Annotated in this window: 24 protein-coding genes and 1 pseudogene; 16 read left to right on the top strand and 9 right to left on the bottom strand. The window is 38.4% G+C overall.

The window, feature by feature from the left end:
• Positions 1-59 precede the first annotated feature (59 nt).
• The 10 genes from ACFIMI_RS01690 to panB all read left to right on the top strand — a co-directional run bounded on the left by ACFIMI_RS01690 (position 60) and on the right by panB (position 8,932).
• Positions 60-2,285 carry a RelA/SpoT family protein gene (locus tag ACFIMI_RS01690; protein WP_375612951.1) on the top strand — a complete coding sequence of 742 codons (2,226 nt, stop codon included), beginning with the start codon at positions 60-62 and terminating at the stop codon, positions 2,283-2,285.
• A 16-nt stretch (positions 2,286-2,301) separates the two neighbouring features.
• Entirely contained in the window at positions 2,302-2,880 is a 579-nt protein-coding gene (gene pyrE, locus ACFIMI_RS01685; protein WP_375613047.1) for an orotate phosphoribosyltransferase, read from the top strand.
• Between the two features lie 93 nt (positions 2,881-2,973).
• Positions 2,974-3,564: a DUF2062 domain-containing protein gene (locus ACFIMI_RS01680; RefSeq protein ID WP_375606309.1), complete on the top strand. Its 591-nt coding sequence runs from the start codon at positions 2,974-2,976 to the stop codon at positions 3,562-3,564.
• A 20-nt stretch (positions 3,565-3,584) separates the two neighbouring features.
• Positions 3,585-3,986: a holo-ACP synthase gene (gene acpS / locus ACFIMI_RS01675; RefSeq protein ID WP_375606308.1), complete on the top strand. Its 402-nt coding sequence runs from the start codon at positions 3,585-3,587 to the stop codon at positions 3,984-3,986.
• A gap of 79 nt (positions 3,987-4,065) precedes the next feature.
• On the top strand, positions 4,066-4,878 hold the full coding sequence (lepB, locus tag ACFIMI_RS01670) for a signal peptidase I (protein ID WP_375611213.1): 813 nt from the start codon (positions 4,066-4,068) through the stop codon (positions 4,876-4,878).
• Positions 4,859-5,566, top strand: coding sequence for a ribonuclease III (rnc, locus tag ACFIMI_RS01665; protein ID WP_375612949.1), 708 nt, complete (start codon positions 4,859-4,861; stop codon positions 5,564-5,566). Before lepB ends, rnc begins: the two co-directional genes overlap by 20 nt.
• On the top strand, positions 5,559-6,461 hold the full coding sequence (era, locus tag ACFIMI_RS01660) for a GTPase Era (protein WP_375631705.1): 903 nt from the start codon (positions 5,559-5,561) through the stop codon (positions 6,459-6,461). Before rnc ends, era begins: the two co-directional genes overlap by 8 nt.
• Positions 6,462-6,489: 28 nt before the next feature.
• Positions 6,490-7,236 (top strand): DNA repair protein RecO, encoded by a 747-nt coding sequence (recO, locus tag ACFIMI_RS01655; RefSeq protein ID WP_375638092.1) that lies wholly within the window; start codon positions 6,490-6,492, stop codon positions 7,234-7,236.
• Between the two features lie 23 nt (positions 7,237-7,259).
• Positions 7,260-8,120 carry a pantoate--beta-alanine ligase gene (gene panC, locus ACFIMI_RS01650; RefSeq protein WP_375671825.1) on the top strand — a complete coding sequence of 287 codons (861 nt, stop codon included), beginning with the start codon at positions 7,260-7,262 and terminating at the stop codon, positions 8,118-8,120.
• Positions 8,117-8,932, top strand: a complete 816-nt coding sequence (gene panB, locus ACFIMI_RS01645) for a 3-methyl-2-oxobutanoate hydroxymethyltransferase (RefSeq protein WP_375671824.1) — start codon at positions 8,117-8,119, stop codon at positions 8,930-8,932. The genes panC and panB overlap by 4 nt, the downstream gene beginning before the upstream one ends.
• Before the next feature lie 98 nt (positions 8,933-9,030).
• On the opposite strand, the pseudogene ACFIMI_RS01640 reads toward panB, so the two are convergent.
• The 3 genes and pseudogenes from ACFIMI_RS01640 to ACFIMI_RS01630 all read right to left on the bottom strand — a co-directional run.
• A pseudogene (locus ACFIMI_RS01640) lies at positions 9,031-9,173 on the bottom strand (integrase); the annotation flags it as partial.
• 351 nt (positions 9,174-9,524) lie between these two features.
• Positions 9,525-10,142 (bottom strand): YfbR-like 5'-deoxynucleotidase, encoded by a 618-nt coding sequence (locus ACFIMI_RS01635; protein ID WP_375610152.1) that lies wholly within the window; start codon positions 10,140-10,142, stop codon positions 9,525-9,527.
• Positions 10,135-11,007, bottom strand: a complete 873-nt coding sequence (locus tag ACFIMI_RS01630; RefSeq protein ID WP_375692195.1) for a YgfZ/GcvT domain-containing protein — start codon at positions 11,005-11,007, stop codon at positions 10,135-10,137. The genes ACFIMI_RS01635 and ACFIMI_RS01630 overlap by 8 nt, the downstream gene beginning before the upstream one ends.
• A gap of 64 nt (positions 11,008-11,071) precedes the next feature.
• Here ACFIMI_RS01630 and ACFIMI_RS01625 point away from each other — a divergent pair, with 64 nt between their 5' ends.
• Entirely contained in the window at positions 11,072-12,400 is a 1,329-nt protein-coding gene (locus tag ACFIMI_RS01625) for a dihydroorotase (protein ID WP_375668205.1), read from the top strand.
• A 417-nt stretch (positions 12,401-12,817) separates the two neighbouring features.
• Here the strand turns inward: ACFIMI_RS01625 and ACFIMI_RS01620 are convergent, their stop codons facing one another.
• On the bottom strand, positions 12,818-13,186 hold the full coding sequence (locus ACFIMI_RS01620; RefSeq protein ID WP_375612942.1) for a TIGR02301 family protein: 369 nt from the start codon (positions 13,184-13,186) through the stop codon (positions 12,818-12,820).
• 497 nt (positions 13,187-13,683) lie between these two features.
• Between ACFIMI_RS01620 and cysS the strand changes: the two genes are divergently transcribed.
• From cysS to pssA, 5 genes are all read left to right on the top strand, one after another.
• On the top strand, positions 13,684-15,192 hold the full coding sequence (gene cysS, locus ACFIMI_RS01615) for a cysteine--tRNA ligase (RefSeq protein WP_375692194.1): 1,509 nt from the start codon (positions 13,684-13,686) through the stop codon (positions 15,190-15,192).
• Between the two features lie 50 nt (positions 15,193-15,242).
• On the top strand, positions 15,243-15,914 hold the full coding sequence (locus ACFIMI_RS01610; protein ID WP_375611298.1) for a DUF421 domain-containing protein: 672 nt from the start codon (positions 15,243-15,245) through the stop codon (positions 15,912-15,914).
• 115 nt (positions 15,915-16,029) lie between these two features.
• Positions 16,030-17,913 carry an ABCB family ABC transporter ATP-binding protein/permease gene (locus ACFIMI_RS01605; protein ID WP_375620728.1) on the top strand — a complete coding sequence of 628 codons (1,884 nt, stop codon included), beginning with the start codon at positions 16,030-16,032 and terminating at the stop codon, positions 17,911-17,913.
• A gap of 117 nt (positions 17,914-18,030) precedes the next feature.
• Complete coding sequence (locus ACFIMI_RS01600; protein ID WP_375612939.1) at positions 18,031-18,729, top strand: phosphatidylserine decarboxylase; 699 nt, start codon at positions 18,031-18,033, stop codon at positions 18,727-18,729.
• An 8-nt stretch (positions 18,730-18,737) separates the two neighbouring features.
• On the top strand, positions 18,738-19,577 hold the full coding sequence (gene pssA / locus ACFIMI_RS01595; protein WP_375611225.1) for a CDP-diacylglycerol--serine O-phosphatidyltransferase: 840 nt from the start codon (positions 18,738-18,740) through the stop codon (positions 19,575-19,577).
• A gap of 70 nt (positions 19,578-19,647) precedes the next feature.
• Here pssA and ACFIMI_RS01590 read toward each other — a convergent pair whose 3' ends face one another.
• The 5 genes from ACFIMI_RS01590 to ACFIMI_RS01570 form a co-directional block, all read right to left on the bottom strand.
• A complete protein-coding gene (locus tag ACFIMI_RS01590) occupies positions 19,648-20,397 on the bottom strand; it encodes an SDR family NAD(P)-dependent oxidoreductase (RefSeq protein ID WP_375613045.1) in 750 nt (249 codons plus the stop codon).
• A 2-nt stretch (positions 20,398-20,399) separates the two neighbouring features.
• Positions 20,400-21,893: an amidophosphoribosyltransferase gene (gene purF / locus ACFIMI_RS01585; RefSeq protein ID WP_375631714.1), complete on the bottom strand. Its 1,494-nt coding sequence runs from the start codon at positions 21,891-21,893 to the stop codon at positions 20,400-20,402.
• Positions 21,894-21,975: 82 nt separating this feature from the next.
• Entirely contained in the window at positions 21,976-22,551 is a 576-nt protein-coding gene (locus tag ACFIMI_RS01580) for a CvpA family protein (protein WP_375612938.1), read from the bottom strand.
• A 142-nt stretch (positions 22,552-22,693) separates the two neighbouring features.
• Positions 22,694-24,070, bottom strand: a complete 1,377-nt coding sequence (gene radA, locus ACFIMI_RS01575) for a DNA repair protein RadA (protein ID WP_375612937.1) — start codon at positions 24,068-24,070, stop codon at positions 22,694-22,696.
• Between the two features lie 6 nt (positions 24,071-24,076).
• A complete protein-coding gene (locus ACFIMI_RS01570) occupies positions 24,077-25,567 on the bottom strand; it encodes a replicative DNA helicase (RefSeq protein ID WP_375610161.1) in 1,491 nt (496 codons plus the stop codon).
• Between the last annotated feature and the right edge of the window lie 510 nt (positions 25,568-26,077).

The following is a 26,077-nucleotide window of genomic DNA, read 5'->3' as shown; positions in this document are numbered from 1 at the left end:
TATTGATAGGACATGTTCAATAAAGATTAGAGGTGTGAAAAGATAAAGGATATGCTCGTATGATGCGTCAGTGTGAGCTTGTTGGACGTGTTCAACGTTACAAGTCTGACGTAGATGAGGCTCTTTTAAACAGGGCCTATGATTATGCAATGAAAAAGCATGCACATCAAAAGCGTGCGTCAGGTGATCTTTATTTTTCTCATCCTTTAGAAGTTGCTGCTATTTTGACAGATATGCGGTTGGACGAGGCAACGATTGCTGTTGCTCTTTTGCATGATACAATTGAAGATACAAGCGCTACACGAGCAGAAATTGATCAGCTTTTTGGTTCTGAAATTGGGAAGTTGGTTGAAGGGCTTACAAAGCTTAATAAGCTTGATCTTGTATCAAAGAAAGCCGTACAAGCAGAAAATCTTCGTAAACTTCTTATTGCTATTTCTGATGATGTTCGTGTTCTTTTAGTCAAACTTGCTGATCGTCTTCATAATATGCGTACCCTTGGTGTTATGCGTGATGATAAACGTCGGCGAATTGCTGAGGAGACGATGGATATCTATGCGCCACTTGCAGGTCGTATGGGTATGCAGGATATGCGTGAGGAATTAGAGGATCTCTCTTTCTTTTATTTAAATCCAGAAGGTTATCGTACAATTACCAATCGACTTTCTGAATTATTGAAACACAACCGTGATTTGCTTTCCACAATTGAAAATGAATTGACAAAACTTTTTTTGGAGCATGGTATTAAAGCAGATGTTAAAAGCCGTCAGAAAAAATCTTATTCAGTTTTTCGCAAAATGGAAAGTAAAGCATTATCTTTTGAACAATTATCGGATATTTTTGGATTTCGTGTGATTGTTGAGTCCGTGAATGATTGTTATCGTGCTCTTGGTGTCATTCATACGACATGGCCAATGGTTCCTGGTCGTTTTAAAGATTATATCTCTATACCAAAGCAAAATGATTATCGTTCTATTCATACAACAATTGTTGGTCCTTCAAGACAACGTGTTGAGTTGCAAATTAGAACGGCTTCTATGGATGAAGTTGCTGAATATGGGGTTGCTGCTCATTCCATATATAAAGAGCATGGTTCCAATTATTCGACTGTGAAGTTATCAAGTGAAACGAATGCCTATGCATGGTTGCGTCAAACGATACAATCTTTGTCTGATGGAGATAATCCAGAAGAGTTTTTAGAACATACAAAACTTGAGCTTTTTCAAGACCAAGTTTTTTGTTTTACGCCGAAAGGTCGATTAATTGCTTTTCCTAAAGGAGCTACGCCTATTGATTTTGCTTATGCCGTCCATACAGACATCGGTGATTCTTGTGTGGGTGTAAAAATCAATGGTCGTATTATGCCTTTAATGACCAAATTAAAAAATGGTGATGAGGTTGATATTATTCGCTCACACGCTCAAATTCCGCCAGCAGCATGGGAATTTCTTGTTGTCACGGGTAAAGCACGTTCAGCTATTCGACGAGCAAGTCGTGCAGCGGTACGTAAACAATATTCGGGTTTAGGATATCGTATTCTCGAGCGTTCATTTGAATATATGGGAAAGCAATTTTCAAAAGACCTTTTGAAGAAAGTTTTGCCACGTTTAGCACGTAAAGATGTAGAGGATGTATTGGCTGCTGTTGGGCGTGGAGAGCTGTTTTCCGCTGATGTGATTAAAGCGGTTTATCCTGATTATCAAGATCACCGTGTGGTACAAAAGTCATCTTTTAAGCCTGGGGAAGAAGGTTGGTTTAATATTGAAAATGCTCAAGGTATGATTTTTAAAGTTCCAGAAAATGAAAAGAATGCAAAGGTCGAGAATCATCAATCTAAAGCCTTGCCTATTAGAGGAACCCGTGGAGATATACCCGTACGTTTTTCACCGGAAGGAGCAGTACCTGGAGATCGGATTGTTGGTATTATGCAGCCAGGAGCTGGGATCGTTATTTATCCAATACAGTCTTCAGCTTTGATGGCGTATGATGATCAGCCAGAACGATGGATTGATGTTCGCTGGGATATTGATGCCCAAATGAATGAACGTTTTCCTGCACGGATGAATATTTTAGTTGTAAATAGTCCTGGTTCTCTGGCTGAAATTACACAAATAATTTCTGCTAACGATGCCAATATCCAAAATTTATCTTTTATCCGTACAGCACCAGATTTTACAGAAATTATGATTGATTTGGAAGTGTGGGATTTAAAACATTTGAATCGTATTTTTTCTCAGTTAAAAAAGGCAGGTTCAGTAAGTACAGTACGGCGGGTTCATGGATAAAAAGAAAGATTTTGCAATGAAGACACAAGATGTCATTGATATTTTTAAACAAGCAGATGCTATTCTAGAAGGGCATTTTATTTTAACATCGGGGCGCCATAGTGCGACTTATATGCAAAAAGCGAAAGTATTCATGCATGCTGACTTGACGGAAAAGTTATGTCGTGGATTGGCTGAAAAAATCAAAAAATCTATCGAGGGAAAAATTGACTATGTTGTTGGTCCCGCAATTGGCGGTCTTATTCCTTCCTATGAAACTTCACGTCACCTTGGTGTTCCTTCTCTTTGGGTAGAGCGTGTAAATGGCATCTTTGAATTGCGTCGTTTTGAAATCAAGAAGGGTGCACGGGTTGTTATTGTTGAAGATATTGTAACAACGGGGCTTTCTATTCGTGAGACTGTTGAAGCGCTTGTTGCAGCAGGAGCAGAGGTATTGGCCAGTGCATGTATCCTTGATCGTTCTGGTGGTAAGGTCAATGTTGGAGTTCCATTGATTGCGCTTGCTGAATACGAGATAACCTCTTATGCTAGTGATGCACTTCCTGCAGAGCTTTCTGTTCTTCCCGCGATTAAACCAGGCAGTCGAAATATTTAATTGTCGTTCTATTTTTTTTGTGCAAAAGCTTAAAAAGATTAATTTGGATGATATAGATTATTTCATCATTAAAAGATGTATATTGAGAGTCATATGCTTTTTCGTCGTCGAGAACCAATAGATTTTGTAACGCGTATTCGACTTTGGTTATGGCCACGTCGTTCATTTTCTCGCTCATTTTGCTACATACATAAACGTATTTTGCGTATATCAGCAACACCGCATGAAGTAGCATTAGGGGTTGCTGTTGGCGTTTTTTTAGCTTGTTCCCCTTTCTTTGGGCTGCATATTATTTTGGCAATATTTTTTTCTTGGCTTTTGCGTGCAAACTTTGCTGCCGCAATCATTGGGACAATTTTTTCTAATCCACTCACATTTTTATTGATTGTCATGGCTGATTATAAAGTAGGGTATTTTTGTTTATCACTTTTTAGCGATGTCAAAGAGATTTCTCTTTCGCAAATTCGTGCTCTATTTAATGGTTTGACATTGTCAAATCTCTCTCTCCTCTTTAAAGGCGCATGGGACACAATTATGAGTCCTATGATTTTAGGGGGAACTCTTTTAGGTATTGTTTTTGGTGGTTTATCTTATATAGGTGTTTACAGAGCAACGGTTCGTTTTAAACAAAAGCGATATCAAAAGATTATAAAAAAAAGGCGTTTAAAGAAGCGCTCATCGTGAGAAAGATCGGGTAATATCTTATGATTATTGGTCTTGGAAATGATCTGGTTGATATACGACGTATTGAGAAAATGTTGGTTCGTTATGGTGAGCGTTTTATCCAACGTATTTTTACGGATATTGAAAGAAATAGATCTGAAAATCTCAAAAAAAGCTCCTCGTCCTATGCAAAAAGATTTGCTGCTAAAGAAGCATGTGCTAAAGCCTTAGGAACGGGAATCGCTTGTGGTATCAATTGGAAAGACATGGGGGTAGTTAATTTGCCATCTGGTAAACCAATAATGCAATTAACAAATCGTGCGCAAATGCAACTTCAAAAGTTATTACCTCCTCATCATGATGCAGTTATTCATCTTAGCATAACAGATGATTTTCCTTGGGCACAGGCATTTATTATTATCGAAGCACTTCCACGTGGATAGATGGCGTGAGAGATTGTGCTTTTGTTATTTGAATATTATGATGACAAAAATTATATCTGTGATGAGAAGGCAGTTGGTGATGATCCAAAAAGATAAAGTGCATAAAAAAGAAAAAAAAGGTGGGCTTCGTGAATTTATTTCTGTTTTAATACAGGCTTTGCTTTTAGCAGCGTTTATTCGGACACTTTTTTTCCAGCCGTTTAGTATTCCTTCCGGTTCAATGCGTCCTACTTTGTTGGTGGGAGATTATCTGTTTGTTTCTAAGTATGCATATGGGTATTCTCGTTTTTCCATCCCCTTTTCTCCTCCTCTTTTTTCTGGACGGATTTGGGCATCTCAACCTCAACGTGGAGATGTGGTCGTTTTTCGCTTACCAAGTAATCCGAAGATTGATTATATAAAACGCGTTGTTGGGCTACCAGGTGATCGTATACAAGTTCGTCAAAGTGTCCTTTATATTAATGATGAGGCTGTTTCACGTCACTTTATGGGGGAGATTGATAATTCTGATATAACAGAGGTTAACTATCCTGTTGAGGTTTATCGCGAGACAATGCCTAACGGTGTCAGTTATGATACACTTGATTTAGCTTTCATCCCGAAAGTTGATGATACAGAAGTCTTTGAAGTTCCTCAAGGACATTACTTTATGATGGGAGATAACCGCGACAATTCAGATGATAGTCGTTTAGATGTAGGCTATGTTCCAGAAGAAAATCTTATTGGTCGCGCGAGCGTGATTTTCTTTTCTATCAGTAATGGTTCAAGTGCTTGGCAGATTTGGCGCTGGCCATTTGATGTGCGTTGGAAACGTTTGTTTTCTTTCATAAATACGGTTCATGATTTGCCGCTTATCAAGCAAGGAAACAACGATGAAACGTCTCATGATTGATCAGCTTTTCAAGCTGACGGGGCATCGTTTTAAAGATGAAGAGAGGTTAAAGAAGGCATTAACACACTCGAGTGTACAAGATTCGGAACAGGGGAATTATGAACGACTAGAGTTTCTAGGGGATCGGGTTTTAGGGCTTTTGATTGCAGAGATGCTGTATCAACTTTTTCCTCAGGCAAGTGAAGGTGAATTATCAGTCCGTTTAAATCATCTGGTCAATGCACAGACATGTGCTGATATTGCGCGTGAAATGAGACTTCCTGATATGATCCGTGTTGGTTTTGAGATGAAAAATTTTGAGGGACGTCGACTTATCAACATGCATGCAGATGTCGTGGAAGCTTTGATTGCCGTAATATATCTCGATGGAGGATTGGAAAGCGTTCGCCCTTTTATTCAAAAATATTGGCAAAGTCGGGCAAAGAAAATGGATGCTGGTCGACGTGATGCCAAGACAGAATTACAGGAATGGGCGCATATCCAAGGCAATGCACAACCACATTATCAGGTTATAAAACGTTCAGGTCCAGATCACGATCCTGTTTTTATGGTAGAGGTCAGTATTTCTGGGTTTGCTTCAGAGATTGGGCAGGGAAGCTCCAAAAGATATGCTGAGAGAATGGCAGCTGAAAAAATTTTGCGACGAGAGGGTGTATGGAAAACAGTAGGAAAAAATGATCATGAGTGACGTTATGAAAACGCGTTCTGGGTTTGTTGTGCTTATTGGGATGCCTAATGCCGGTAAATCGACATTGGTTAATCAATTGGTTGGAACAAAGGTTTCAATTGTAACACATAAGGTACAAACAACACGAACTTTAATCCGCGGTATTGTCATTCATGATGATGTGCAAATTGTGTTGGTCGATACACCGGGTGTTTTTCGTCCCCATAAGCGCTTAGAACGAGCCATGGTCTCTGCTGCTTGGGGAGGGGCTAAGAGCGCTGATGTTCTACTTGTTTTAATTGACGCTCAAAGTGGTCTTTCGGATGAAGTTGATATGATGTTAGATATTGTAAACAATATGAAACAAGAAAAAGTTCTTGTTCTTAATAAGGTTGATACAGTTGTTAAATCATCTCTTCTAGCGTTAACCACTAAAATAAATGAACGTGTAAAGTTTGCGCAAACATTTATGATTTCTGCTCTAAACGGTTCTGGTTGCAAGGATTTACTTCATGCGTTGAGTAACATGATGCAGGAAGGGCCATGGTATTATCCGGAAGATCAAATTTCTGATATGCCTATGCGTCATCTTGCTGCTGAAATTACGCGTGAAAAACTTTTTCTTCGTCTTCATGATGAACTTCCTTATTCCTCAACGGTTGAAACAGAAAACTGGGAAGAGCGTTCAGATGGTTCCGTTAAAATTAATCAAGTTATTTATGTCGAGCGTGAGAGTCAGAAAAAAATTGTCTTAGGAGCAAAAGGCGATACAATTAAAGCGATTGGTCAAGCAGCACGTAAAGAACTCATGGAAATTATGGATCAAAAGGTGCATCTTTTTCTCTTTGTGAAAGTGCGCGATAATTGGGATACCGATCCAGAACGTTATCGTGAAATGGGATTGGATTTTTTTTAATAAGATTTTTAAAAATAATTAAAGTAAAATGAAGTGGAAAGAACAAGCCGTTATACTTGGTACACGCCAATATGGTGAAACAAGTGTTATTCTTGAGATTATGACACGTGAACATGGTCGTTATATGGGAGTGGTAAAAGGGGGGCGCTCGCGTCGCATGGCAGCTCTTCTTCAACCTGGAAATTTTGTGGAGGCTGAATGGTGGGCTCGTTTAGACGAACATTTGGGACTTTTTCGGCTTGAAGCTCTTGATTTACATGCGGCACGATTAATCTGTCTACCAGAAGCACTTTATGCTTTGCAATTGATAGCTTTTCATTTGCGGCTTCTTCCCGAACGTGATCCGCACCCCATTTTATATGATATTTTACACCTTTTTATGCAGAATTTTGATGAACCATTTGTAAATGCAGAATTGCTTGTACGTTTTGAAATGCGGCTTCTTGAAGAACTTGGTTTTGGTCTTGATTTATCTTGTTGTGCTGCAACAGGTCGTCAGGAAAGGCTTCATTACGTATCACCAAAATCTGGACGGGCTGTCTGTGAAGAAGCAGGGGAACCTTGGAAAAAAAAGCTTCTCATTCTACCACAGTTTCTTGTACACAGAACGACTCGTCCTGCTGATTTTAGTGACATAATAAATGGTTTTATACTGACGGGTTTTTTTCTTATGCGTCATGTCTGGGAGCCACGAGATATAAAGCAGCCGTCAGTGCGCATGAATTTGATACAATTGTTTGAGCGCCAATTTGGTGTACAGGCATTAATTGGTTGATCTGATGATAATTGAATGGGAAAATGAGAATTTTAAAGACAATTGCTGAAGTCCGCCAATATACTTCAGAGGAACGACGTTTAGGTTTTTCGATTGGTTTTGTTCCAACAATGGGGGCATTGCATGATGGCCATCTTGCATTAGTACAGTATGCAAGAGCAATGTGTGATCGCGTAGTGGTTTCTATTTTTGTCAATCCAAAGCAATTTGGACCTCAAGAAGATTTTTCTCAATATCCAAGAGATTTGAAGGGCGATTGTGCTTTGTTAAAAGAAGTAGGTGTTGAATGTGTTTTTGCTCCTTCTGTAGATGAAATGTGGCCACTGGGGAATGATACAATTGTACAAGTGAAAAAATTATCACGTATTTTGATGGGAAAATTACGTCCAGGGCATTTTTGTGGTGTAACAAGCGTTGTTGCTAAACTTTTTAACATTGTCCAACCAGATAAGGCTTTTTTTGGGGAAAAGGATTTTCAACAAATTTTAATTATTCGGCGTATGGTTGAAGATTTGGCTTTTCCTATTGAAATCGTTGGAGTTCCTATTCTACGGGAGTCAGATGGTGTAGCGTGTTCTTCACGCAATCAGCTTTTAACATTAGAAGATCGTAAAGCTGCCAAAATTATTCCTGAAAGTGGAAAAGCTGCTGAAAAGCTTTATCATGAAGGTGAACGGTCGGTTGATAAATTATGCAAAACTGTTCGTGATATTTTACAACAAGAAACGCGTGCAATCATTGAAGCGATAGATTTACGGGATATGGAAACTTTATGCGTGGTTAAAGGAACATTGAATAAACCAGCAGTTTTACTTCTTACTGTCCGCTTTGGTGAGATAAGGCTGATTGATCAATATATATTGCAAGAGAAGGGTGGAAAATGAGTGTACATAAAACCGTAAAGCGTATAACATCTTCCGAAATACGTGCACGAAAGGGACAACAGCCAATTGTTTCTTTAACAGCTTATCAAGCTTATACTGCGCGGATTGCTGATCCATATTGCGATATCCTTTTGGTTGGTGATAGCGTTGGGATGGTTGTGTATGGGTTTGAGACAACGCTTCCTGTTAATTTAGATATGATGATTTCACACGGGAAAGCCGTGGTGCGTGGATCTCAAAAAGCTCTTGTTGTTATTGATATGCCTTTTGGTTCTTATGAGGAAAGTCCAGAGCAAGCTTTTTTAAATGCATCGCGCATTCTTGCACAAACGGGGTGTGGTGCAGTTAAGCTTGAAGGGGGCGTTTATATAGCCGAAACAGTAGATTTTTTGTGTAAACGTGGCATTCCAGTGATGGGGCATATCGGTCTTACACCCCAAGCAATGAATCGTTTTGGTGGTTTTAAAACACAAGGACGCAAGGAGAATGATTGGCAAAGAATTGAAGCAGATGGAGCAGCGATTGAAGAGGCAGGTGCTTTTGCTGTTGTTTTAGAAGCAATGGTTGAACCTTTAGCGGTGAAACTGACAGATAAGCTTTCTATCCCTACGATCGGTATAGGGGCGTCCAATCAATGTGATGGGCAAGTATTGGTTATGGAAGATATGTTGGGCTATGGTTCTCATGTGCCAAAATTTGTACGCCGTTATGGAAATCTTGAACAAGCCATGGAAACTGCAATAAAGAATTATGCAGAGGATGTCACATCTCGTGCTTTCCCAGCGGATAATGAAGTTTATAAACTAAAATAAACTTCAGTTTAAGATGAAAGGTTTGACAAGAGAACATTTGTTATTTTGATAATGAATGTGCATTTTTAATATATTTTGTATGCAATTTGAACTGTGATTTTTTCCATTTCTTTAATGAAGTCACGCCTCTCATGCAAAACAGAACGCCATTGGGTCGCTAATTCACGTGCTTTTTTAAAGAAAGCTTTCTTAAGGTACCCAATCCTATTTCGCGACGGCGTTCGTGAATAGTATAGTGGTAAGTCCCTTATGAAGTGTATAAAATTTATAGAGTACTCCCGTCTTTACGCTTCATAAGAGAGCAAGCCGGCATCATCACACACTTTGCCAATTTTCAATGCTGCGACAGCGCTTAGCACTTGAGATGGTTCATAAGAAGCATTTTAACTCTTTCTTTAAAAAATTTTACCCACACGCCAGACCCGCTTGTGGTGTGCAAGAGAATGATTTTGATTGATTCAATATAAACAGATTTGAAATGAGTGAAGCTTACGATATTAGGAGCTCTCATTCAAAATGAAAAAACAATGAATTATTATTATAAGTCAGTGTGATGATTCTGTAATGACAAGGAATCAACAATGCGAAGGGGCTATAATCTTTGGACATCCAAGTCATTAAAGCGCGTTAAAAATGCGTTTTCAATGTGTTGGGTAGAATAGGGGGATAAATTCAGATCATCGGGTAAAATATTATTGGGAGAGCCAAAATAGTGAAGGGCTTCTTCTGTATTAAATCCAGCAAGCGTAATCGCTTCATAATAGGCAGCGATACGGTCGGCTTGTTTAATTTTTTTTAAAAGTTTTTGAGAAAGATCAACGGGAAGAGAAAAGCGCATGTGGATAGCATCTTGGATGCGCTTTTCAACGCGTTCATATTGTTTTCCTATAACAGCTTTAAAAGGGGAAATCATATCGCCGATGACATATTCTGGAGCATCATGAAGAAGGGCATAAAGACATTCGTTGCTTCCCGATTGTGGAAAAAGTTTTTGAAATATTTGTTCAACCAAAAGTGAATGTTGTGCAACAGAATAGGCATGCTCTCCTCGTGTTTGACCGTTCCAACGTGCTACGCGAGCAAGTCCATGGGCAATATCTTCAATTTCAACATCAAAAGGAGAAGGGTTGAGAAGATCAAGTCGCCTTCCAGAGAGCATTCTTTGCCAAGCGCGGGCTTCTCCATTTTTTAATAATTCAGCTTTAGCCATGAGTGTTTTCTATAGTATTTTCAGGAAAGGTAAAATTCATATTTTCAGCAATGCTTATAGTGACAGGAATGTTTTTTACAGTAAAGGGGATGTTATGATCCATAGCATCTTTGACGTGGTCAATACGCATTAAAGCAAGAGCCTCATTTTCTACACATGTTCCCAAGTAGCCAAGCACTTTTGTTCCTGCTTCAATGCTAGATTGAGGGATTAATTTACACTGGCCTTTTACAATAAAAATACGGCGACGTGCTGCACGGCGGTGGTGCATTCGTGAAACAATTTCTTGTCCAATATAACATCCTTTATTGAATGCAAGTCCATTGATTTGATCGTAATTAATATCATGAGGAAAGACTTTGCCAATTTCATAGTCTTGATCACTTTCCGCAATTGCATAACGGATACGCAATTGATTCCATGTGTCATGATATTCTGAAGTTAAAAAAGGTTTTTTGCCATAGATTCGTATTATTTTTTCTTTTTGTGGGAAGCGTTTATCAACAAAACTTGAATCAAAATTTAAAGCATCTGATTCATTATTCAAAGAAACTGTAACAAGCTCTTGGAATGGTTGTGTAATTTCTACTTTTTTGCGCAGCTTATAGAGCAACAGACGCTTATGGAGCGTATCAGCTAAAGGCATCCTGATATCAATCAGGTAACCATCTTCTTTTTTTCCGATAAGAAAATCAGCAAGAACCTTTCCTTGTGGGGATAAAAGGGCTCCAGGGAAAAGTTCCTGTGGACTGATTTTTTTTACATCTGTCGTGATCAGGGATTGTAGAAAATCTGTTGCTTCTTCGCCTGTAATTTGAATAAGTCTGCGGTTTTTTAAGCAAATGGCATTTTGTTTTTCAATCATGGTTCTTGCCTTTCTGCTCAAAGTTACATAATCGATAAGTGAGCAATATGTAAGGAGCGTGGTTATGTTTAAAACATTTGATACAATTTTTAAAGGTGCAACACTTGTGAATCATGATGGAAGAAGCAAGCGTGATATTGGTATTACAAATGGTCGTATTGCTGAAATAGGCGACCTTACATGTGCATCGGCTAGTGAGGTCATTGATTGTACGGGGCTTCATATTTTACCAGGAATTATTGATAGCCAAGTGCATTTTCGTGAGCCAGGAAATGAATATAAGGAGGATTTGGAAAGTGGCTCGTATTCTGCTGTGTTAGGGGGGGTTACGGCAGTTTTTGAAATGCCTAATACCAATCCATTGACAACATCAGAAGAAACATTAAGCGATAAGGTTCAACGCGCATTTCATCGAATGCATTGTGATTTTGCATTTTGGGTTGGAGGAACGCGTGAAAATGCTCATGAACTATCTGAATTAGAAAGACTTCCTGGTGCGGCTGGAATTAAAGTCTTTATGGGGTCCTCTACCGGTGATCTTTTGGTTGATGATGATGAAAGTGTACGCCTTATTTTGAAGAATACACGCCGTCGTGCGGCTTTTCATTCTGAAGATGAGGCGAGGCTCAAAGAGCGTAAAATATTGCGTATTGAAGGGGATGCATCGTCACATCCGATTTGGCGTGATGAAGTTGCGGCATTAAAATGTACGCAGCGTTTGGTAAAAATTGCTCATGAGACGAAGGCTCGGATTCATGTGTTACATCTTTCGACAGAAGAAGAAATTGATTTTCTAAAAAAACATAAGGATGTTGCAACAATTGAAGTGACACAACATCATTTGACACTCACGGCTGATGATTATAAGAAGTTTGGTACATTAATTCAGATGAATCCGCCTATTCGTGAGCCGCGCCACCGTGACGCTCTTTGGTACGGTGTTCAACAAGGAATTATTGATGTCTTAGGTTCAGATCATGCGCCTCATACTCTTGAAGAAAAACTTCAACCTTATCCCTCTTCACCTTCAGGTATGACAGGCGTGCAAACAACAGCAGCAATTATGTTGACACATGTGAATGCAGGAAAAATATCTCTTGAACGTTTTATTGATCTCACTTCACATGGCCCTAGTCGTATTTTTGGTATAAGTTGTAAAGGGCGCATTGCTGTTGGGTTTGATGCTGATTTAACCATTGTTGATCTTAAGCGAGAGGAAATTATTACGAATAGCTTAATTGGTTCTCGCGCCGGTTGGACACCTTATGATGGTCAAAAAGTTAAAGGTTGGCCTGTTGGGACTATTATCCGTGGTATGCGCGTTATGTGGGAAGGTGAAATTGTCACACCTTCACAAGGAGAGCCTGTTAAATTTATGGAAACTTTGGTGTAAACAGATTAAAATTATAAGTATGCCGTAAAATACCATCCTTTAGAGTGGTGATATAGGGTATGTCAGCCTCTTTGGTACATAAGTGTTTTTTTAATGAGTGGTGAATATTCTTAGGCTTGTTTGTAGAAACTATGCAGCAAATTACATGTGCTAGAAGCCAAGAGAAACCTTGTTCAACAAGAACCTAGATTATTTACAGAGCAAATTTAGTTAAAAATCTTTGTCCGTTAAAGTGTGGGGAGGAAGCCAAAGAACAGTTTTGTATGGGGAAAAAGGCGCATATGAATAAAAGCGTATCAAGACATTATTCTTTAAACGTCTCTCTATTTTCAGAGCTGGTTTATTGCTCCCCGCATTTGTGAAAGGAGTATCATTGATATCGCTAAGATTGAGAGAGCTACTTTTTGTATAGATTAATTATTTATAATGCATGAGGAGGTTTTCAGATAAAATTCTTCCTTCCTCAATGTATCTTTGGTTGGCTTCAATGGCTGCTTGTGTACAATGATGATAATTTTCTGAGAAAGCACGATACGCTTCATTAAACGCTTCATAAAAATAAGCACGTCTTTGTGGAATGGGGCGTTCTGCTTCAATCAGTGCATTCATATAGTCATACCATTGGTTTGTTGGAGGCTCGCAAAGATTTTGGAGAGAATGCAATGATCCCAAAATTTCTGCTAGTCGGAGTAATTTTTTTTCATAAGGTGGAGATTGTTGTGCAAAGGTTGGCATTGAAATGACAAGAAATATTAAAATAATGATGTTCATCAATCTATACCGCATTATTTTTATTGCTTTCTTTGAATAAAACTCTGTAAAGATAAAATAATTTTGTCATGAGAACGGTGTAAAAATAAAGTTAATTGCTACATTATTCTCAATTATTGATTATAAAATATAGGGCGTAAGAGGCAGTAAGGAACCCATTGTGGAATATTGAAAATACTGACGAAGCTTTGTGTGGTTAAAAATTTAAGATTTTCTTTCTGCAAACTATCTATTTTTCACATAGATTTATATTGTATTGCCTATAGATTTTTTTCTAAGCTCATTTTCTTTAAGGAGAGAAAGCATCTCTAATGATAGAACGCTTTTGTCCAATCAAATAAAATAGATTGTTTTTATGATAAACGATGGATACAGCCGTAAATACAATGGGAAAATGGTAAGAAGAATTTACTATAAGATACAAGTTTTTAGCTTAAACCGCGTAATACAATGATTTGAGATAAGATACATCTAAAAGGATCGGTGCATAATATCGTCCATGGAGTCAATAAATGAAAGAGTTGCGATTTTATAATACGCTAACACGTAAAAAAGAAAAATTTACACCAATAGATGCGACAAGAGTACGCCTTTATGTTTGTGGACCGACAATTTATGATTATGCGCATATAGGAAATGCACGTCCTGTTATTGTTTTTGATATTTTATTTCGCTTATTGCGTCATGTTTATGGCAATGAGCATGTTCTATATGCACGTAATATTACAGATGTCGATGATAAAATTAATGCACGAGCAGCTAGCGAATATCCAAACGTATCATTGAATGAGGCTATTCGTCACTTAACAGAACGTACATATTCTCAGTTTCAGCAAGATACCATAGCACTTGGTTGTCTGTTGCCAACCAGTCAGCCACGCGCCACTGAGCATTTAGAGGAGATGCGCTCTTTAATTGAAAGGTTGCTTGAAAAGGGGCACGCTTATGAAGCGGAAAATCATATATTATTTTCTGTAAGTAGCATAAAAAATCCTCCCTATTATGGGGCATTTGCAAATCGTTCTTTAGATGAAATGAGGGCGGGGGCGCGTATCGATGTTGCTGCTTATAAAAGGGAAGAGATGGATTTTGTTTTGTGGAAGCCTTCTGTGGAAGGAGAACCAGGTTGGAAATCACCGGGCGGAATTCCTGTTTTAGGTCGTCCAGGTTGGCATATTGAATGTTCTGCAATGTCAATGGCAAAGTTATTAGCGCCCTATGGCGGTGGTTTAACCTGTGATGATCCGACCGCCAATGTTTTTGATATCCATGGTGGTGGAATTGATTTAATTTTTCCTCATCATGAAAATGAGATTGCACAAAGTTGTTCAGCTTTTGGGACGGAGCGAATGGCTAATTTTTGGATGCATAATGGTTTTTTACAAGTTGAAGGCAAAAAGATGTCGAAAAGCTTTGGCAATTTCATAACTATTCGTTCTGTTTTAGAGAATAATTTGGGGGAGTTTAATGGTATTTTAACCGATGAAATGAAGCAAAATTGGGCTGGTTTGTCTGCGCGTTTTTCGATGTTGCAAACGCATTATCGTGAACCATTAAATTGGACAGCACAGCGTTTAATACAATCGAGCAGCGAACTGTATCGTTGGTATGAATGGCTTCGCAGCAAAAAGAGTGAGATGAAAAACAATGAAGCAATTGATGATACTTTGATAGATGCACTTAGTGATGATCTTAATACTCCAAAAGCACTGACTCTTTTGCGAAAATTTTATAAAGAAGGAAATGCTTTGGCTCTTCTGAATGGGATGAATTTATTAGGACTGTTAAGACAAGAATGGATTAAAGAAATAGATTGCCCATTATTTACGAGAAAAACTTTCCTTGATACAAAATTTATTGATCAGCGCATTGCCGAAAGACTAAGACTTATCCATAATAAAGAGTGGGAAGCTGCGGATACAATTCGTGATGAGCTTGCAGCCAAGGGGGTTCTTTTAAAAGACAGTAAGGATCCGCAGAGTGGTGAGCGCATAACTGTGTGGGAAATAAAGCGACACTAAAGCGACACTAATGTCTCTATTCCAGCAGCTCCATAAAAAAGGAGAATATGATGGAATTTTTATATCATTATGGGTATGTTGCACTAAAACTAGTTGTAGGACTTATCGCTTTCCTCTTGATTTTAAGAACCACAGGTCGTGGTAGTCTTAGTCAAATGACGCCAGTTGATTTGGTAAGTAATTTTGTCATGGGAAGTATTATTGGAGGCGTTATTTATAGTCCGGATGTTAGCAGTATTCAATTGTTGATTGTCTTATTTATTTGGCAGACTTTAGTCACATCTCTTAATTTTCTGATGCGCTATTCAGTTTTTTTTCGTCGTCTTATTGCAGGACGACATATTGCATTGGTTTTAGATGGAGTATTTCAAGTGGATAAGATTAAAAAATTAGGTATCAGTGTGAATGATCTGATTACAATGTTGCGCATTAAAGGCTGTAGTTTACATGAAGCTGCTTTCGTTCGTTTAGAAACCAATGGCGATTGTTCCGTTATTAAAAAGGAAGAAGGAAAGAAGTCTATCATTTTAATACAAAATGGTGAAATTCTTGATAAGGGGCTGAAAGAGATTGGTAAAACAAAAAAATGGCTTCAGGCAGAATTGAAAAAAAAACATGTAAAAGTTGAAAATTTATTTGCAGCAGAGTGGTATGAAAATACAGATCAAAATAATAAATTGTATAGTGGATTATTTCTTGTTCCTTTTTCAAAAACAGTCTAACTTCAAAAAACGGGTAGGTATAGCTTATTGGAAGCCATAATGAAGAGATGAATCTATAAATAACCACAGAGGGTATTTTGCCTGTTTGTGCGGATGATAGAGAAGTAAGGACTTTATGAAACGCAATGAAATGACAAAAACTGTATCATCAGATACAGGGAAGACTCTGCACACACTTTACAATTTATGGCCCTATATGTGGCCGGTAGGGCGGCGTGATCTAAAAATGCGTGTGCTATGGGCAATATTTTATCTTGTTTTGGCTAAGCTCGTTCTCATATCTGTACCGTATTTATTTAAATATTCTACGAATGTGCTTGATTCAAGCTTTCAGCTACCTGAATGGTTCCCATCCAGTTGGATTATTCCCATCATGCTTGTTTTGGCATACAATGTCGCGCGTATTATGCAGGCTGGATTAAATCAATTACGCGATTCCCTGTTTGCCACTGTTGGTCAATACGCTGTTCGTCAATTAGCTTATAAAACCTTTGTACATATGCATGAGTTATCTTTGCGATTTCATTTGGAACGCCGAACAGGTGGGCTTTCTCGTGTGATTGAGCGTGGAACAAAAGGAATCGAAGCGATCGTAAGATTTTCAATTCTTAGTACAGTACCAACAGTTTTAGAATTTATATTAACGGCACTGGTATTTTATATAAGTTATGGGTGGCATTATCTTCTCATTGTTGTTGTAACGGTTGGATTATATATTTTGTTTACCATTAAGGCGAGTGATTGGCGTATTCGCATTCGACAAAAAATGAATACAGCGGATACTGAGGCGAATACTCGCGCTGTTGATTCTCTTTTGAATTTTGAAACGGTCAAATATTTTGGTAATGAAACTCTAGAAGCCGATCGATTTGATGCTTCTATGGTAGGTTATGAAAAAGCCGCAACAAAGATTTGGACATCTTTAAGCTGGCTTAATTTTGGTCAGACTCTTATCTTTGGTATTGGAATGACGATCATGATGCTGATGTCAGCTTATGAAGTTTTTTATAAGACACAAACTTTAGGAGATTTTGTTTTTATTAATGCGCTTTTAATGCAACTTTCCATTCCACTAAATTTTATTGGTTCAATGTATCGTGATATTCGACAAGGTTTAACGGATATTGAAGCAATGTTTGATCTTTTAGATGTTCAGAAAGAGATCGTTGATAAATCGGATGCTAAACCGTTAGAGATAAGCGATGGGACCATTTGTTTTCATCAGGTAAAGTTTTCCTATGATTCGAGACGTCAGATTCTCAGAGATATTGATTTTGAAGTTCCTGGAGGAAAAACAGTCGCTATTGTCGGTCCATCGGGTGCCGGTAAATCTACTATTTCTCGGTTGCTTTTTCGGTTTTATGATGTTGATGCAGGCTCTATCACAATTGATGGGCAGGATATTCGTGACGTAACACAAAAGAGTTTGCGTGAAGCGATTGGCATGGTCCCACAAGATACGGTGTTATTTAATGATACAATTGCCTATAATATTTGCTATGGGCGTCCAAGTGCTACAGATGAAGAGATGCGCAAAGCTGCTGAAATGGCACAAATATCAAAATTTATTGAAATTTTACCGGAAGGTTTTCAGTCTATGGTAGGAGAGCGAGGTCTCAAATTATCAGGTGGTGAAAAACAACGCGTGGCTATTGCACGGACACTTTTAAAAGCTCCTCCACTTCTTATTCTAGATGAAGCAACGGCGGCTCTTGATACGGCGACGGAACAGGAAATTCAACAAGCATTGGATATTGTAAGCCGTGGACGTACAACATTGATTATTGCGCACCGTCTTTCTACTGTTATCAATGCGGATGAAATTTTAGTTCTTAAAAGTGGTCGTATTATTGAAAATGGGACGCATACAGAGCTTTTACGCAAGAAAGGTCTCTATGCTTCAATGTGGAATAAGCAGCTTGAAGCATCGCAAGCAGAAGAAAAATTACGTAAAATGCGTGAAGAAGATGAGACGAGTGTTGTTAATCGTAAAAAATAAATAGAGCAAAATGTAATCTATATCTTTATATGGAGTGATTGATTAAATACATAAAAAGACACAAGAGGAACAAAAAGCTTTGTTGCTTGTTTAAGTTTACGATGAATAGGAAATTATATGAGTATTCTGCAATCTTTCCATAATAGCTTTGTAACGGTTCATAAAGAAGGTTATCCTTTTATTGTAGCGTTTTTTGTTATTTCGCTCATTCTTGGTTGGATATGGAGTCCGTTGTTTTGGTTTGGTCTCGTTCTCACGGTGTGGTGTGTATACTTTTTCCGTGATCCAGATCGTGTGATCCCTTTGAATTCAAATTGGGTTATGTCGCCTGCAGATGGGCGTATTTCATTTGTGGAATCATGTGTTCCACCTGAAGAATTAGGATTAGGGAAAGATGAAATGATCCGTATTTCCATTTTTATGGATGTTTTTTCATGCCATATTAATCGTATTCCTATCAGTGGTACAGTAGAGTCTATCGTTTATCATCCAGGTCGATTTACCAATGCTGACTTTGATAAAGCTAGTCAGTTTAATGAGCGTAATGGGGTGGTAATTGATAGCAAACATGGTAAAATTGGTGTCGTACAAATAGCGGGAATGGTTGCGCGCCGGATTGTTTGCTGGTCAAAAGAAAACGATGCCGTTATGACTGGTGAGCGATTTGGATTGATTCGTTTTGGTTCTCGCCTTGATGTTTATATACCAACTGAAATGAAATTGCGTGTTGCAGTTGGACAGACAGCAATTGCTGGAGAAACAGTTTTGGGTTCTTTTGATGATAAGAGTGCCACAACGGACTTCAGATACGATTAGGACTCACAATGAAAAATTTTTCGCCATTTTCTTCATTCAATCCTGAGGGGCAGCATGATGATGTTGCAAATCGGCGGCGTTCACCTACATCAATGCGGTATGTCATTCCCAATATCATTACTATTTTAGCAATTTGTGCAGGGATGAGCAGCATTCGTTTGGCTTTTGAACATCGCTATGAAGCTGCTATTTTAATGGTGCTTTTGGCCGCAGTTTTAGATGGTGCTGATGGTCGCATTGCCCGTTTAATAGATGGTAGTTCATCTTTTGGGGCACAGATGGATTCTCTTGCTGATGTTATAAATTTTGGTGTTACCCCTGCACTCATTGTTTATTCTTTTATCTTGAATCAAGCGAATCATATTGGGTGGGTTGCTGCCCTTGTTTATTGTGTTGCTTGTTGTTTGCGATTAGCACGTTTTAATGTGATGTTAGATAACCCCAATATACCTAAGTGGCAGAGAAGTTATTTTGTTGGTGTTCCAGCACCAGCAGGAGCATTATTACTTTTATTGCCTACCTATTTAGGCACTCTTGGTTTGGTCCCCAATTGGGGGTGGGCATTATTTTTTAGTCTTTATACTGTAATTATTGCTTTTCTTTTGATTAGTCGTTTACCGGTATGGAATGCAAAAACAATTGATCAAAATTTAAGGCGCGATATCGTTATACCTTGCATGTTGGTCATTGTTATTTATGTCGGTTTTCTTGCGACTTACACATGGGAAACTTTATTGATTACAGCTGTTAGCTATATGATTTTTCTCCCTTGTAGTTTTATCGCTTATAATAAACGTGCTACTTTAGAAGAGAAAAAGGCTGATGCTAAAGCTATCCAAGAATTATAAAGTGCTTCATTCTTCTGTCGAAAAGCACAGGAAAAAGAGAGAGTCAAACGATTTACTTCTCATATGATGATCAATCAGGTACATGATAATCTACAAACCGATTTTTATGGACATTAAAGAGTTTTCCAGTTTCCTTTAAATCAGGTGATAACAAATGGACTATCTTTTTTGCAACCTCTTGTGGTAAAGGAAGAGTTTGTGGATCTTCACCGGGCATAGCTTCAGCGCGCATGGCAGTGCGTGTGGCACCAGGGTTGACACAATTAATCTTAATAGGGGTTTGTTTGAGTTCTTCTGCCCAACAGCGGGCAATCACCTCTAAAGCCGCTTTAGAGGCTGCATAAGCTCCCCAGAAAGGGCGCGCAGCATGCGCAACGCTTGAGGATAACAGGATGGCTCGTCCAGCATCAGATTCACGTAATAAAGGCTCAACGGCTTTCATTAAGCGCCATTGGCTGAAAAGATTTATTTGAAAAACATCTTCAAATACCGTGTTTTCTATATGCGCTATTGGTGAGAGTGTTCCAAGAATTCCTGCGTTTGCAACGATAATATCAAGTTTTTTCCAGCGTTTGGCAATTGAGATAGCAAGGGTATCGATGTTTTCCATATGATGCAAGTCAAGGGGAACAAGGGTTGCATGAGCTCCTTTTTCTCGGATTTGATTATCTAATTCAGTAAGTCCACTGACTGTTCGTGCAAGAGCAATAATATGAGCACCGCGTGCAGCAAGCTCGAGTGCCAAATAATAGCCAATCCCTCTTGATGCGCCAGTAACAAGTGCAACACGCCCATGGAGACTAAAGTCACGTTTTGTCATCATTAATCTCTTGTTTTAAGAACAGATGATTGATGAATTTTGGAGAGATTTTCTTGATCAACCAGATGCGTAGGATAATATCCAGTAAAATAATGGTCAGTAAATTGTGGATCGGCGTTATTCCGTTTTTCCCCTGCTACAGCAAGATATAATCCATCCGTTGAAAGAAATTCTAATGAATCCGCTCCAATAAAATCACACATAGATTTTAAATCTGGATATTGATTTGCTAAAAGGTTTTCAGCTTTAGGTGTATCAATACCATAAAAGTCAGGATAAAAAATCATAGGGCTAGAAATGCGCATATGAACTTCTTTTGCTCCTGCATCGCGAAGCATTCGTACAATTTTAAGGGATGTTGTTCCACGCACAATAGAGTCATCAACCAGAATAACACGTTTTCCTTCAATCACAGGACGGTTTGCCGAATGTTTTAACTTGACGCCAAAAGCGCGAATTTGTTGTGTTGGTTCGATAAAAGTGCGGCCAACATAGTGATTACGAATAATACCAAGCTCGAAGGGAATTCCAATTTCTTGTGCATAGCCAATTGCGGCAGGTGTTCCTCCGTCAGGAACAGGAACTACAACATCACCCTTACAGGGGGCTTCTTGTGCTAAACGAATTCCCATATTTTTACGTGTTGTATAAACACTACGCCCTCCAACGATTGAGTCCGGGCGGGCAAAATAAACATATTCAAATAAACAAAGCTTTTCTGGTGTCTCATTTTCTGGTTTTATAATTTTTTTCGTAATTTCCCCATTTTTTTGTATTTCACATATGATGATTTCTCCATTTTTAACATCACGGACATATTTTGCTCCAATAATATCAAGAGCACAAGTTTCAGAACAAAAGATAGGCTTACCATCAAGTTCCCCCATCACGAGAGGTCTAATTCCTGTTGGATCGCGTGCCGCAATAAGCTTTGTACGTGTGAGCGCTAACATAGCATACCCACCTTCTACTTGCCGAATCGCATCAACAAAACGATCAGAGGACGATTCATAACGTGAGCGAGCGATAAGATGGAGAAAAACTTCTGAATCTGACGTTGATTGACAGATAGCACCAGAAGCGATGAGTTCACGGCGTAATGTGAGACCATTGGTAAGATTACCATTATGCGCAATAGCAATACCTCCAACTTTCAATTCAGCAAAAAGGGGTTGAACATTGCGTAATGCCACTTCTCCAGTTGTTGAATAACGGGTATGTCCAATAGCACGATTTCCTGGTAAGCGCGCAAGTGTTGCAGGGTTTGTATAGTGATCGCCAACAAGACCTAAATGCTTTTCTTGATGAAATATTTTATTATGGTAAGAAACAATCCCAGCTGCTTCTTGCCCACGATGCTGAAGTGCGTGGAGTCCAAGAGCTGTTAATGTTGCGGCATCTTCATGCCCAAGAATACCAAAAACTCCACATTCTTCATGAAGGGTATCATCATCTAATGAAAATTCTTGACAGAAAACATCGCTTTTTATCATCATATTCTTTCAGTTGTGATATGGAGGAATCATTAATATCACATTTTACATCATTTAGTTCTCTTTCCTCATGAAAAACTATTCTCTATTTTTTGAAAATTATCTTTTCATGAGAGTGTTGCTCATACGTAAGTTTATTGCTGTCTTTAAACAAATTTTCCGTCTTTTCGAGAACAGATCCAATATCTTTGGGGAGTATTTCCCAAACTTTTTGTCCCAATGAATCTAAAATAGGCCTTGTTTTTGCATTTTTTAACCAATTCGCTTGAAGCTCGGGTTTAATCAGTGCATTAATCAGCAACATACCGATGACCATGATAAGTAAACCACGAAGTGCTCCAAAAATAAAACCAATAGCACGGTCAAGGATACCAATTCGACTATCAATAATAAAATCAGAGATCTTCATTGTAATAATTGAAGTAATAATGAGAACAATAATAAAAATTGTGACCAATGTTGTGATCAATGCAATCATTTTATTAGAGAGATATTGTTCAAAGAAAGGTAAGACAGGTTTGAATAAAAACAGTGTCGTAACAGCTGCAACTGCCCAAGAAATCAACGATAACACTTCACGTGAAAATCCTCGAAGCATAGCAAGAAAAGCGGAAAACAGGATGATTACTACGACAATTCCATCAAGGATTGTTATGATCATTTGTTTGTTCCTTATACATAAAGTTGTGTTCTTTTAAGTCTGTGTGCAAATATATTTTTTGTTATGCCATTTTTTGTTCTTATAGCAAGGATCTTTTGTATTTTATAGAGTTTTTTCTATATTATCATATCTGTGGTGCAGATCATTTTTTACTTACGGTAAGAGTAGCAACGAGTTCGGGAAGGTCGGAGAAAGTTTTTTGTTGAAAGTTGAGCGACTTCATCATTTCGGTTGTTGTTGTGGGGTGAAAGGCTCCTTGAAAGCCGAGTTTTTTTGCTTCATTGATGCGCTGTGCTGAATGTGCAACAGCGCGGGTAGCTCCTGAAAGACTGACTTCACCAAAATAGACATAATCCGTTGGCAATGCGATATTGGCAAGAGAAGATACCAAAGCAGCGGCTACAGCTAAATCAGCAGCAGGTTCTGATATGCGATATCCACCTGCCACGTTCAGATAGACATCATGCTGTCCAAAACGAATGCCACAATGAGCTTCTAAAACGGCAAGAATCATAGAAAGACGATTTCCATCCCATCCGACAACCGCACGTCTTGGTGTCCCAAGGGAAGAAGGAGCAACAAGCGCTTGAATTTCTACGAGTATCGGGCGTGTCCCTTCCATTCCTGCAAAAACAGCAGCGCCTGGTGCTTTTTCATTACGTTCCCCTAAAAATAATTCAGATGGATTTATCACTTCGCGTAATCCTTTATCAGACATTTCAAAGACACCAATTTCATCTGTTGGTCCGAAGCGATTTTTTACAGTTCTAAGAATGCGATAATGATGTCCTCCTTCACCCTCAAAATAGAGAACGCCATCAACCATATGTTCAACGACTCGAGGACCAGCAATTTGTCCATCTTTTGTAACATGCCCAACAAGAACAACGGCGGCTCCTGTTTTCTTGGCAAAGCGGATCATAGCTTGAGCACCGATACGTACTTGTGTGACAGTACCAGGTGCTGAATCTGCTGTATCTGACCATAGGGTTTGAATCGAATCGATAATCACCATATCAAGGTTTTTATGTTCGCTTAAGGTTGCCAGGATATCTTCAACATTGGTTTCAGCAGCAAGTTTCACTTCTGTATTGTTAGCTTCAAGCCTTTGTGCGCGCAGACAAATTTGCGCAATAGCCTCTTCACCTGAAACATAGATGACATTATATCCTTTACGTGATAAAGCAGCGGCTGTTTGTGTTAGCAATGTTGATTTACCAATACCCGGATCACCTCCAACAAGGAGTGCTGATCCACGGACAAAGCCCCCACCGGTAACACGATCAAGTTCAGCAATACCAGAATGAATACGTGGAGCATCTTCGATATTTCCAGAAAGAGATGTGAGTGTGACAATGCGTCCTTTACGAGCATTCTGCTTAGGACCACTTCCTATGCCGCTATTTATAGTTTCTTCGATAAGGGAATTCCATTCCCCACAAGCGCTACATTTTCCTGCCCAACGGGAATGGATGGTTCCGCAATTTTGACAGATAAATTGAATACGATTACGCGCCATGTCGATTTAACCAATTTGCTCTGGAAGGTAATTGCTATCGGCCAGATCACTAAAGCGTGTGAAATCAGATTGAAAGGCAAGGGGCACGATTCCTGTCGGCCCATGGCGCTGTTTTGCAATAATAACGTCAGCTTTTCCAAAAGCTTTATCCATTATTTCTTGCCATTTCGTATGTTCCAAGCTACCTAGTTTTGGTTCTTCATTTTTGAGATAGTATTCTTCGCGATAGACAAACAGAACGATATCGGCATCTTGCTCAATTGAACCAGATTCACGTAAATCTGAGAGCTGTGGACGTTTATCTGTTCTATTTTCTACTTGACGAGAAAGTTGAGAGAGAGCGATAATAGGAATATTCAATTCTTTTGCTAATGCTTTTAATCCTGTGGTAATTTCTGTGATCTCTTGAACACGATTTTCTGATGAACGCTTTGAACTGCTTGTCATGAGTTGGATATAGTCAATAAACAAGATATCTAAACCATGTTGCCGCTTGAGACGCCGCGCACGAGCAGCTAATTGCGTAATTGATATTCCCCCAGTTTGATCAATATAAAGTGGTGCCTTTTGTAGTTGGTTCACCGCACGAATAATTTTTGAAAATTGTTCATCTGAAATATTGCCACGCCGAATATCAGAAGAAGAGACTTCTGTTTGTTCAGAAATAATACGGGTTGCAAGCTGTTCGGATGACATCTCAAGTGAGAAGAATCCCACAATGCCGCCTTCATTTTCTTGGATATTGGCATTACGATTATAAGCATTAGCAATATTAAAGGCAATATTGGTAGCCAGTGAGGTTTTACCCATACCAGGGCGGCCCGCAAGGATAATTAAGTCAGATGCTTGTAATCCTCCCATTTTTTCATCAAGTGTTTTAATATGGGTGGCTATCCCTGATAATTGTGAAGAGCGCTTTTTCGCAGCACTTGCCATATCGATAGCTTTTTTAATAGCCTCATTAAAATTTTCAAATCCACCTCCATATTTCCCTTTTTCTGCTAGCTCAAATAACTGATTTTCAACAGTTTCAATTTGTTGGGTAGGTGTGAGTTCTACAGGAGCATCAAAGGCTGTATTGACAACTTGAGTTCCAAGGTTAATCAAAGACCGTCGGATAAAGAGATCGTAAATGACGCGTCCATAATCTTCAGCGTTAATAATAGTGACTGCCTCTGTGGCTAAGCGAACAACATATTGGTATACAGTAATATCTCCAATTTTTTCTTCCATTTGGATATAGGGCTTGATTGTAACTGGATCTACACGTTTTCCTATTTTAATAAGGTGAGATAAAACATGATAAATTTTTTGATGCAATGGTTCAAAAAAGTGTTCTGGTTTTAGAAAATCTGAAACGCGGTCAAGAGAATCATTGTTGATAAAGATGGCACCAAGCAATGCCTGTTCAGCTTCAATATTATGCGGAAGTTGCCGAAAAGAAGGAGAATCCTCTTTCTTTGAAGAGCTGACATTAACAACGTTAGTTTCTTCCATAATATTTTTCCACTAAAATTCTAAGTCTAGCTACTTTAGGCGATAAATTGAAAATCGTATAATTAAAAGAATAGAGCTACAAATCTTCATTTTAAGTTAAAATTATATAATTTTTTAAAACTCTCTTTTCGTTCCTCATTTATCATTTGTGTATTATTTATATAACGTCTATCTATTTTATTTTATAATATGTGATTTTAAAGTGGAAGTTTTGCTACTCTAAATTTAAGTATTTTTAAGTTACTTAACCTTAAAATTCCAATATCTGTGTAAGTAGAATTATTTTTTTATAACTGAAATTATTTCAGATCATGTGAGGATATAATCAACTTAACGCTCATACAAACTTTAGCCTTAAGGGTAGAACTTTAAATTATTTTTGCTTTATACGCTGGAAAAAAAAAGACATTTCACTCTTAGTGATATTATCATTCTCGGCATGTAATGCCTTTAAATAATATATTTCTAATTCTTTCATAAAAATTAGGTTCTTTATGTACGATAGCCATA

Origin of the sequence: Bartonella sp. AP4SXKL (assembly GCF_042195845.1) — a bacterium.
Taxonomy (GTDB): domain Bacteria; phylum Pseudomonadota; class Alphaproteobacteria; order Rhizobiales; family Rhizobiaceae; genus Bartonella.
This window is presented reverse-complemented; position numbering and strand designations above follow the sequence as displayed.

Excerpts from the sequence above, each read along its gene's own strand:
- ACFIMI_RS01690 (WP_375612951.1), top strand. The coding sequence starts at position 60 with ATGATGCGTCAGTGTGAGCTTGTTGGACGTGTTCAACGTTACAAGTCT.
- pyrE (WP_375613047.1), top strand. The coding sequence starts at position 2,302 with ATGAAGACACAAGATGTCATTGATATTTTTAAACAAGCAGATGCTATT.
- ACFIMI_RS01680 (WP_375606309.1), top strand. The coding sequence starts at position 2,974 with ATGCTTTTTCGTCGTCGAGAACCAATAGATTTTGTAACGCGTATTCGA.
- acpS (WP_375606308.1), top strand. The coding sequence starts at position 3,585 with ATGATTATTGGTCTTGGAAATGATCTGGTTGATATACGACGTATTGAG.
- lepB (WP_375611213.1), top strand. The coding sequence starts at position 4,066 with ATGATCCAAAAAGATAAAGTGCATAAAAAAGAAAAAAAAGGTGGGCTT.
- rnc (WP_375612949.1), top strand. The coding sequence starts at position 4,859 with ATGAAACGTCTCATGATTGATCAGCTTTTCAAGCTGACGGGGCATCGT.
- era (WP_375631705.1), top strand. The coding sequence starts at position 5,559 with ATGAGTGACGTTATGAAAACGCGTTCTGGGTTTGTTGTGCTTATTGGG.
- recO (WP_375638092.1), top strand. The coding sequence starts at position 6,490 with ATGAAGTGGAAAGAACAAGCCGTTATACTTGGTACACGCCAATATGGT.
- panC (WP_375671825.1), top strand. The coding sequence starts at position 7,260 with ATGAGAATTTTAAAGACAATTGCTGAAGTCCGCCAATATACTTCAGAG.
- panB (WP_375671824.1), top strand. The coding sequence starts at position 8,117 with ATGAGTGTACATAAAACCGTAAAGCGTATAACATCTTCCGAAATACGT.
- ACFIMI_RS01635 (WP_375610152.1), bottom strand. The coding sequence starts at position 10,142 with ATGGCTAAAGCTGAATTATTAAAAAATGGAGAAGCCCGCGCTTGGCAA.
- ACFIMI_RS01630 (WP_375692195.1), bottom strand. The coding sequence starts at position 11,007 with ATGATTGAAAAACAAAATGCCATTTGCTTAAAAAACCGCAGACTTATT.
- ACFIMI_RS01625 (WP_375668205.1), top strand. The coding sequence starts at position 11,072 with ATGTTTAAAACATTTGATACAATTTTTAAAGGTGCAACACTTGTGAAT.
- ACFIMI_RS01620 (WP_375612942.1), bottom strand. The coding sequence starts at position 13,186 with ATGCGGTATAGATTGATGAACATCATTATTTTAATATTTCTTGTCATT.
- cysS (WP_375692194.1), top strand. The coding sequence starts at position 13,684 with ATGAAAGAGTTGCGATTTTATAATACGCTAACACGTAAAAAAGAAAAA.
- ACFIMI_RS01610 (WP_375611298.1), top strand. The coding sequence starts at position 15,243 with ATGGAATTTTTATATCATTATGGGTATGTTGCACTAAAACTAGTTGTA.
- ACFIMI_RS01605 (WP_375620728.1), top strand. The coding sequence starts at position 16,030 with ATGAAACGCAATGAAATGACAAAAACTGTATCATCAGATACAGGGAAG.
- ACFIMI_RS01600 (WP_375612939.1), top strand. The coding sequence starts at position 18,031 with ATGAGTATTCTGCAATCTTTCCATAATAGCTTTGTAACGGTTCATAAA.
- pssA (WP_375611225.1), top strand. The coding sequence starts at position 18,738 with ATGAAAAATTTTTCGCCATTTTCTTCATTCAATCCTGAGGGGCAGCAT.
- ACFIMI_RS01590 (WP_375613045.1), bottom strand. The coding sequence starts at position 20,397 with ATGACAAAACGTGACTTTAGTCTCCATGGGCGTGTTGCACTTGTTACT.
- purF (WP_375631714.1), bottom strand. The coding sequence starts at position 21,893 with ATGATGATAAAAAGCGATGTTTTCTGTCAAGAATTTTCATTAGATGAT.
- ACFIMI_RS01580 (WP_375612938.1), bottom strand. The coding sequence starts at position 22,551 with ATGATCATAACAATCCTTGATGGAATTGTCGTAGTAATCATCCTGTTT.
- radA (WP_375612937.1), bottom strand. The coding sequence starts at position 24,070 with ATGGCGCGTAATCGTATTCAATTTATCTGTCAAAATTGCGGAACCATC.
- ACFIMI_RS01570 (WP_375610161.1), bottom strand. The coding sequence starts at position 25,567 with ATGGAAGAAACTAACGTTGTTAATGTCAGCTCTTCAAAGAAAGAGGAT.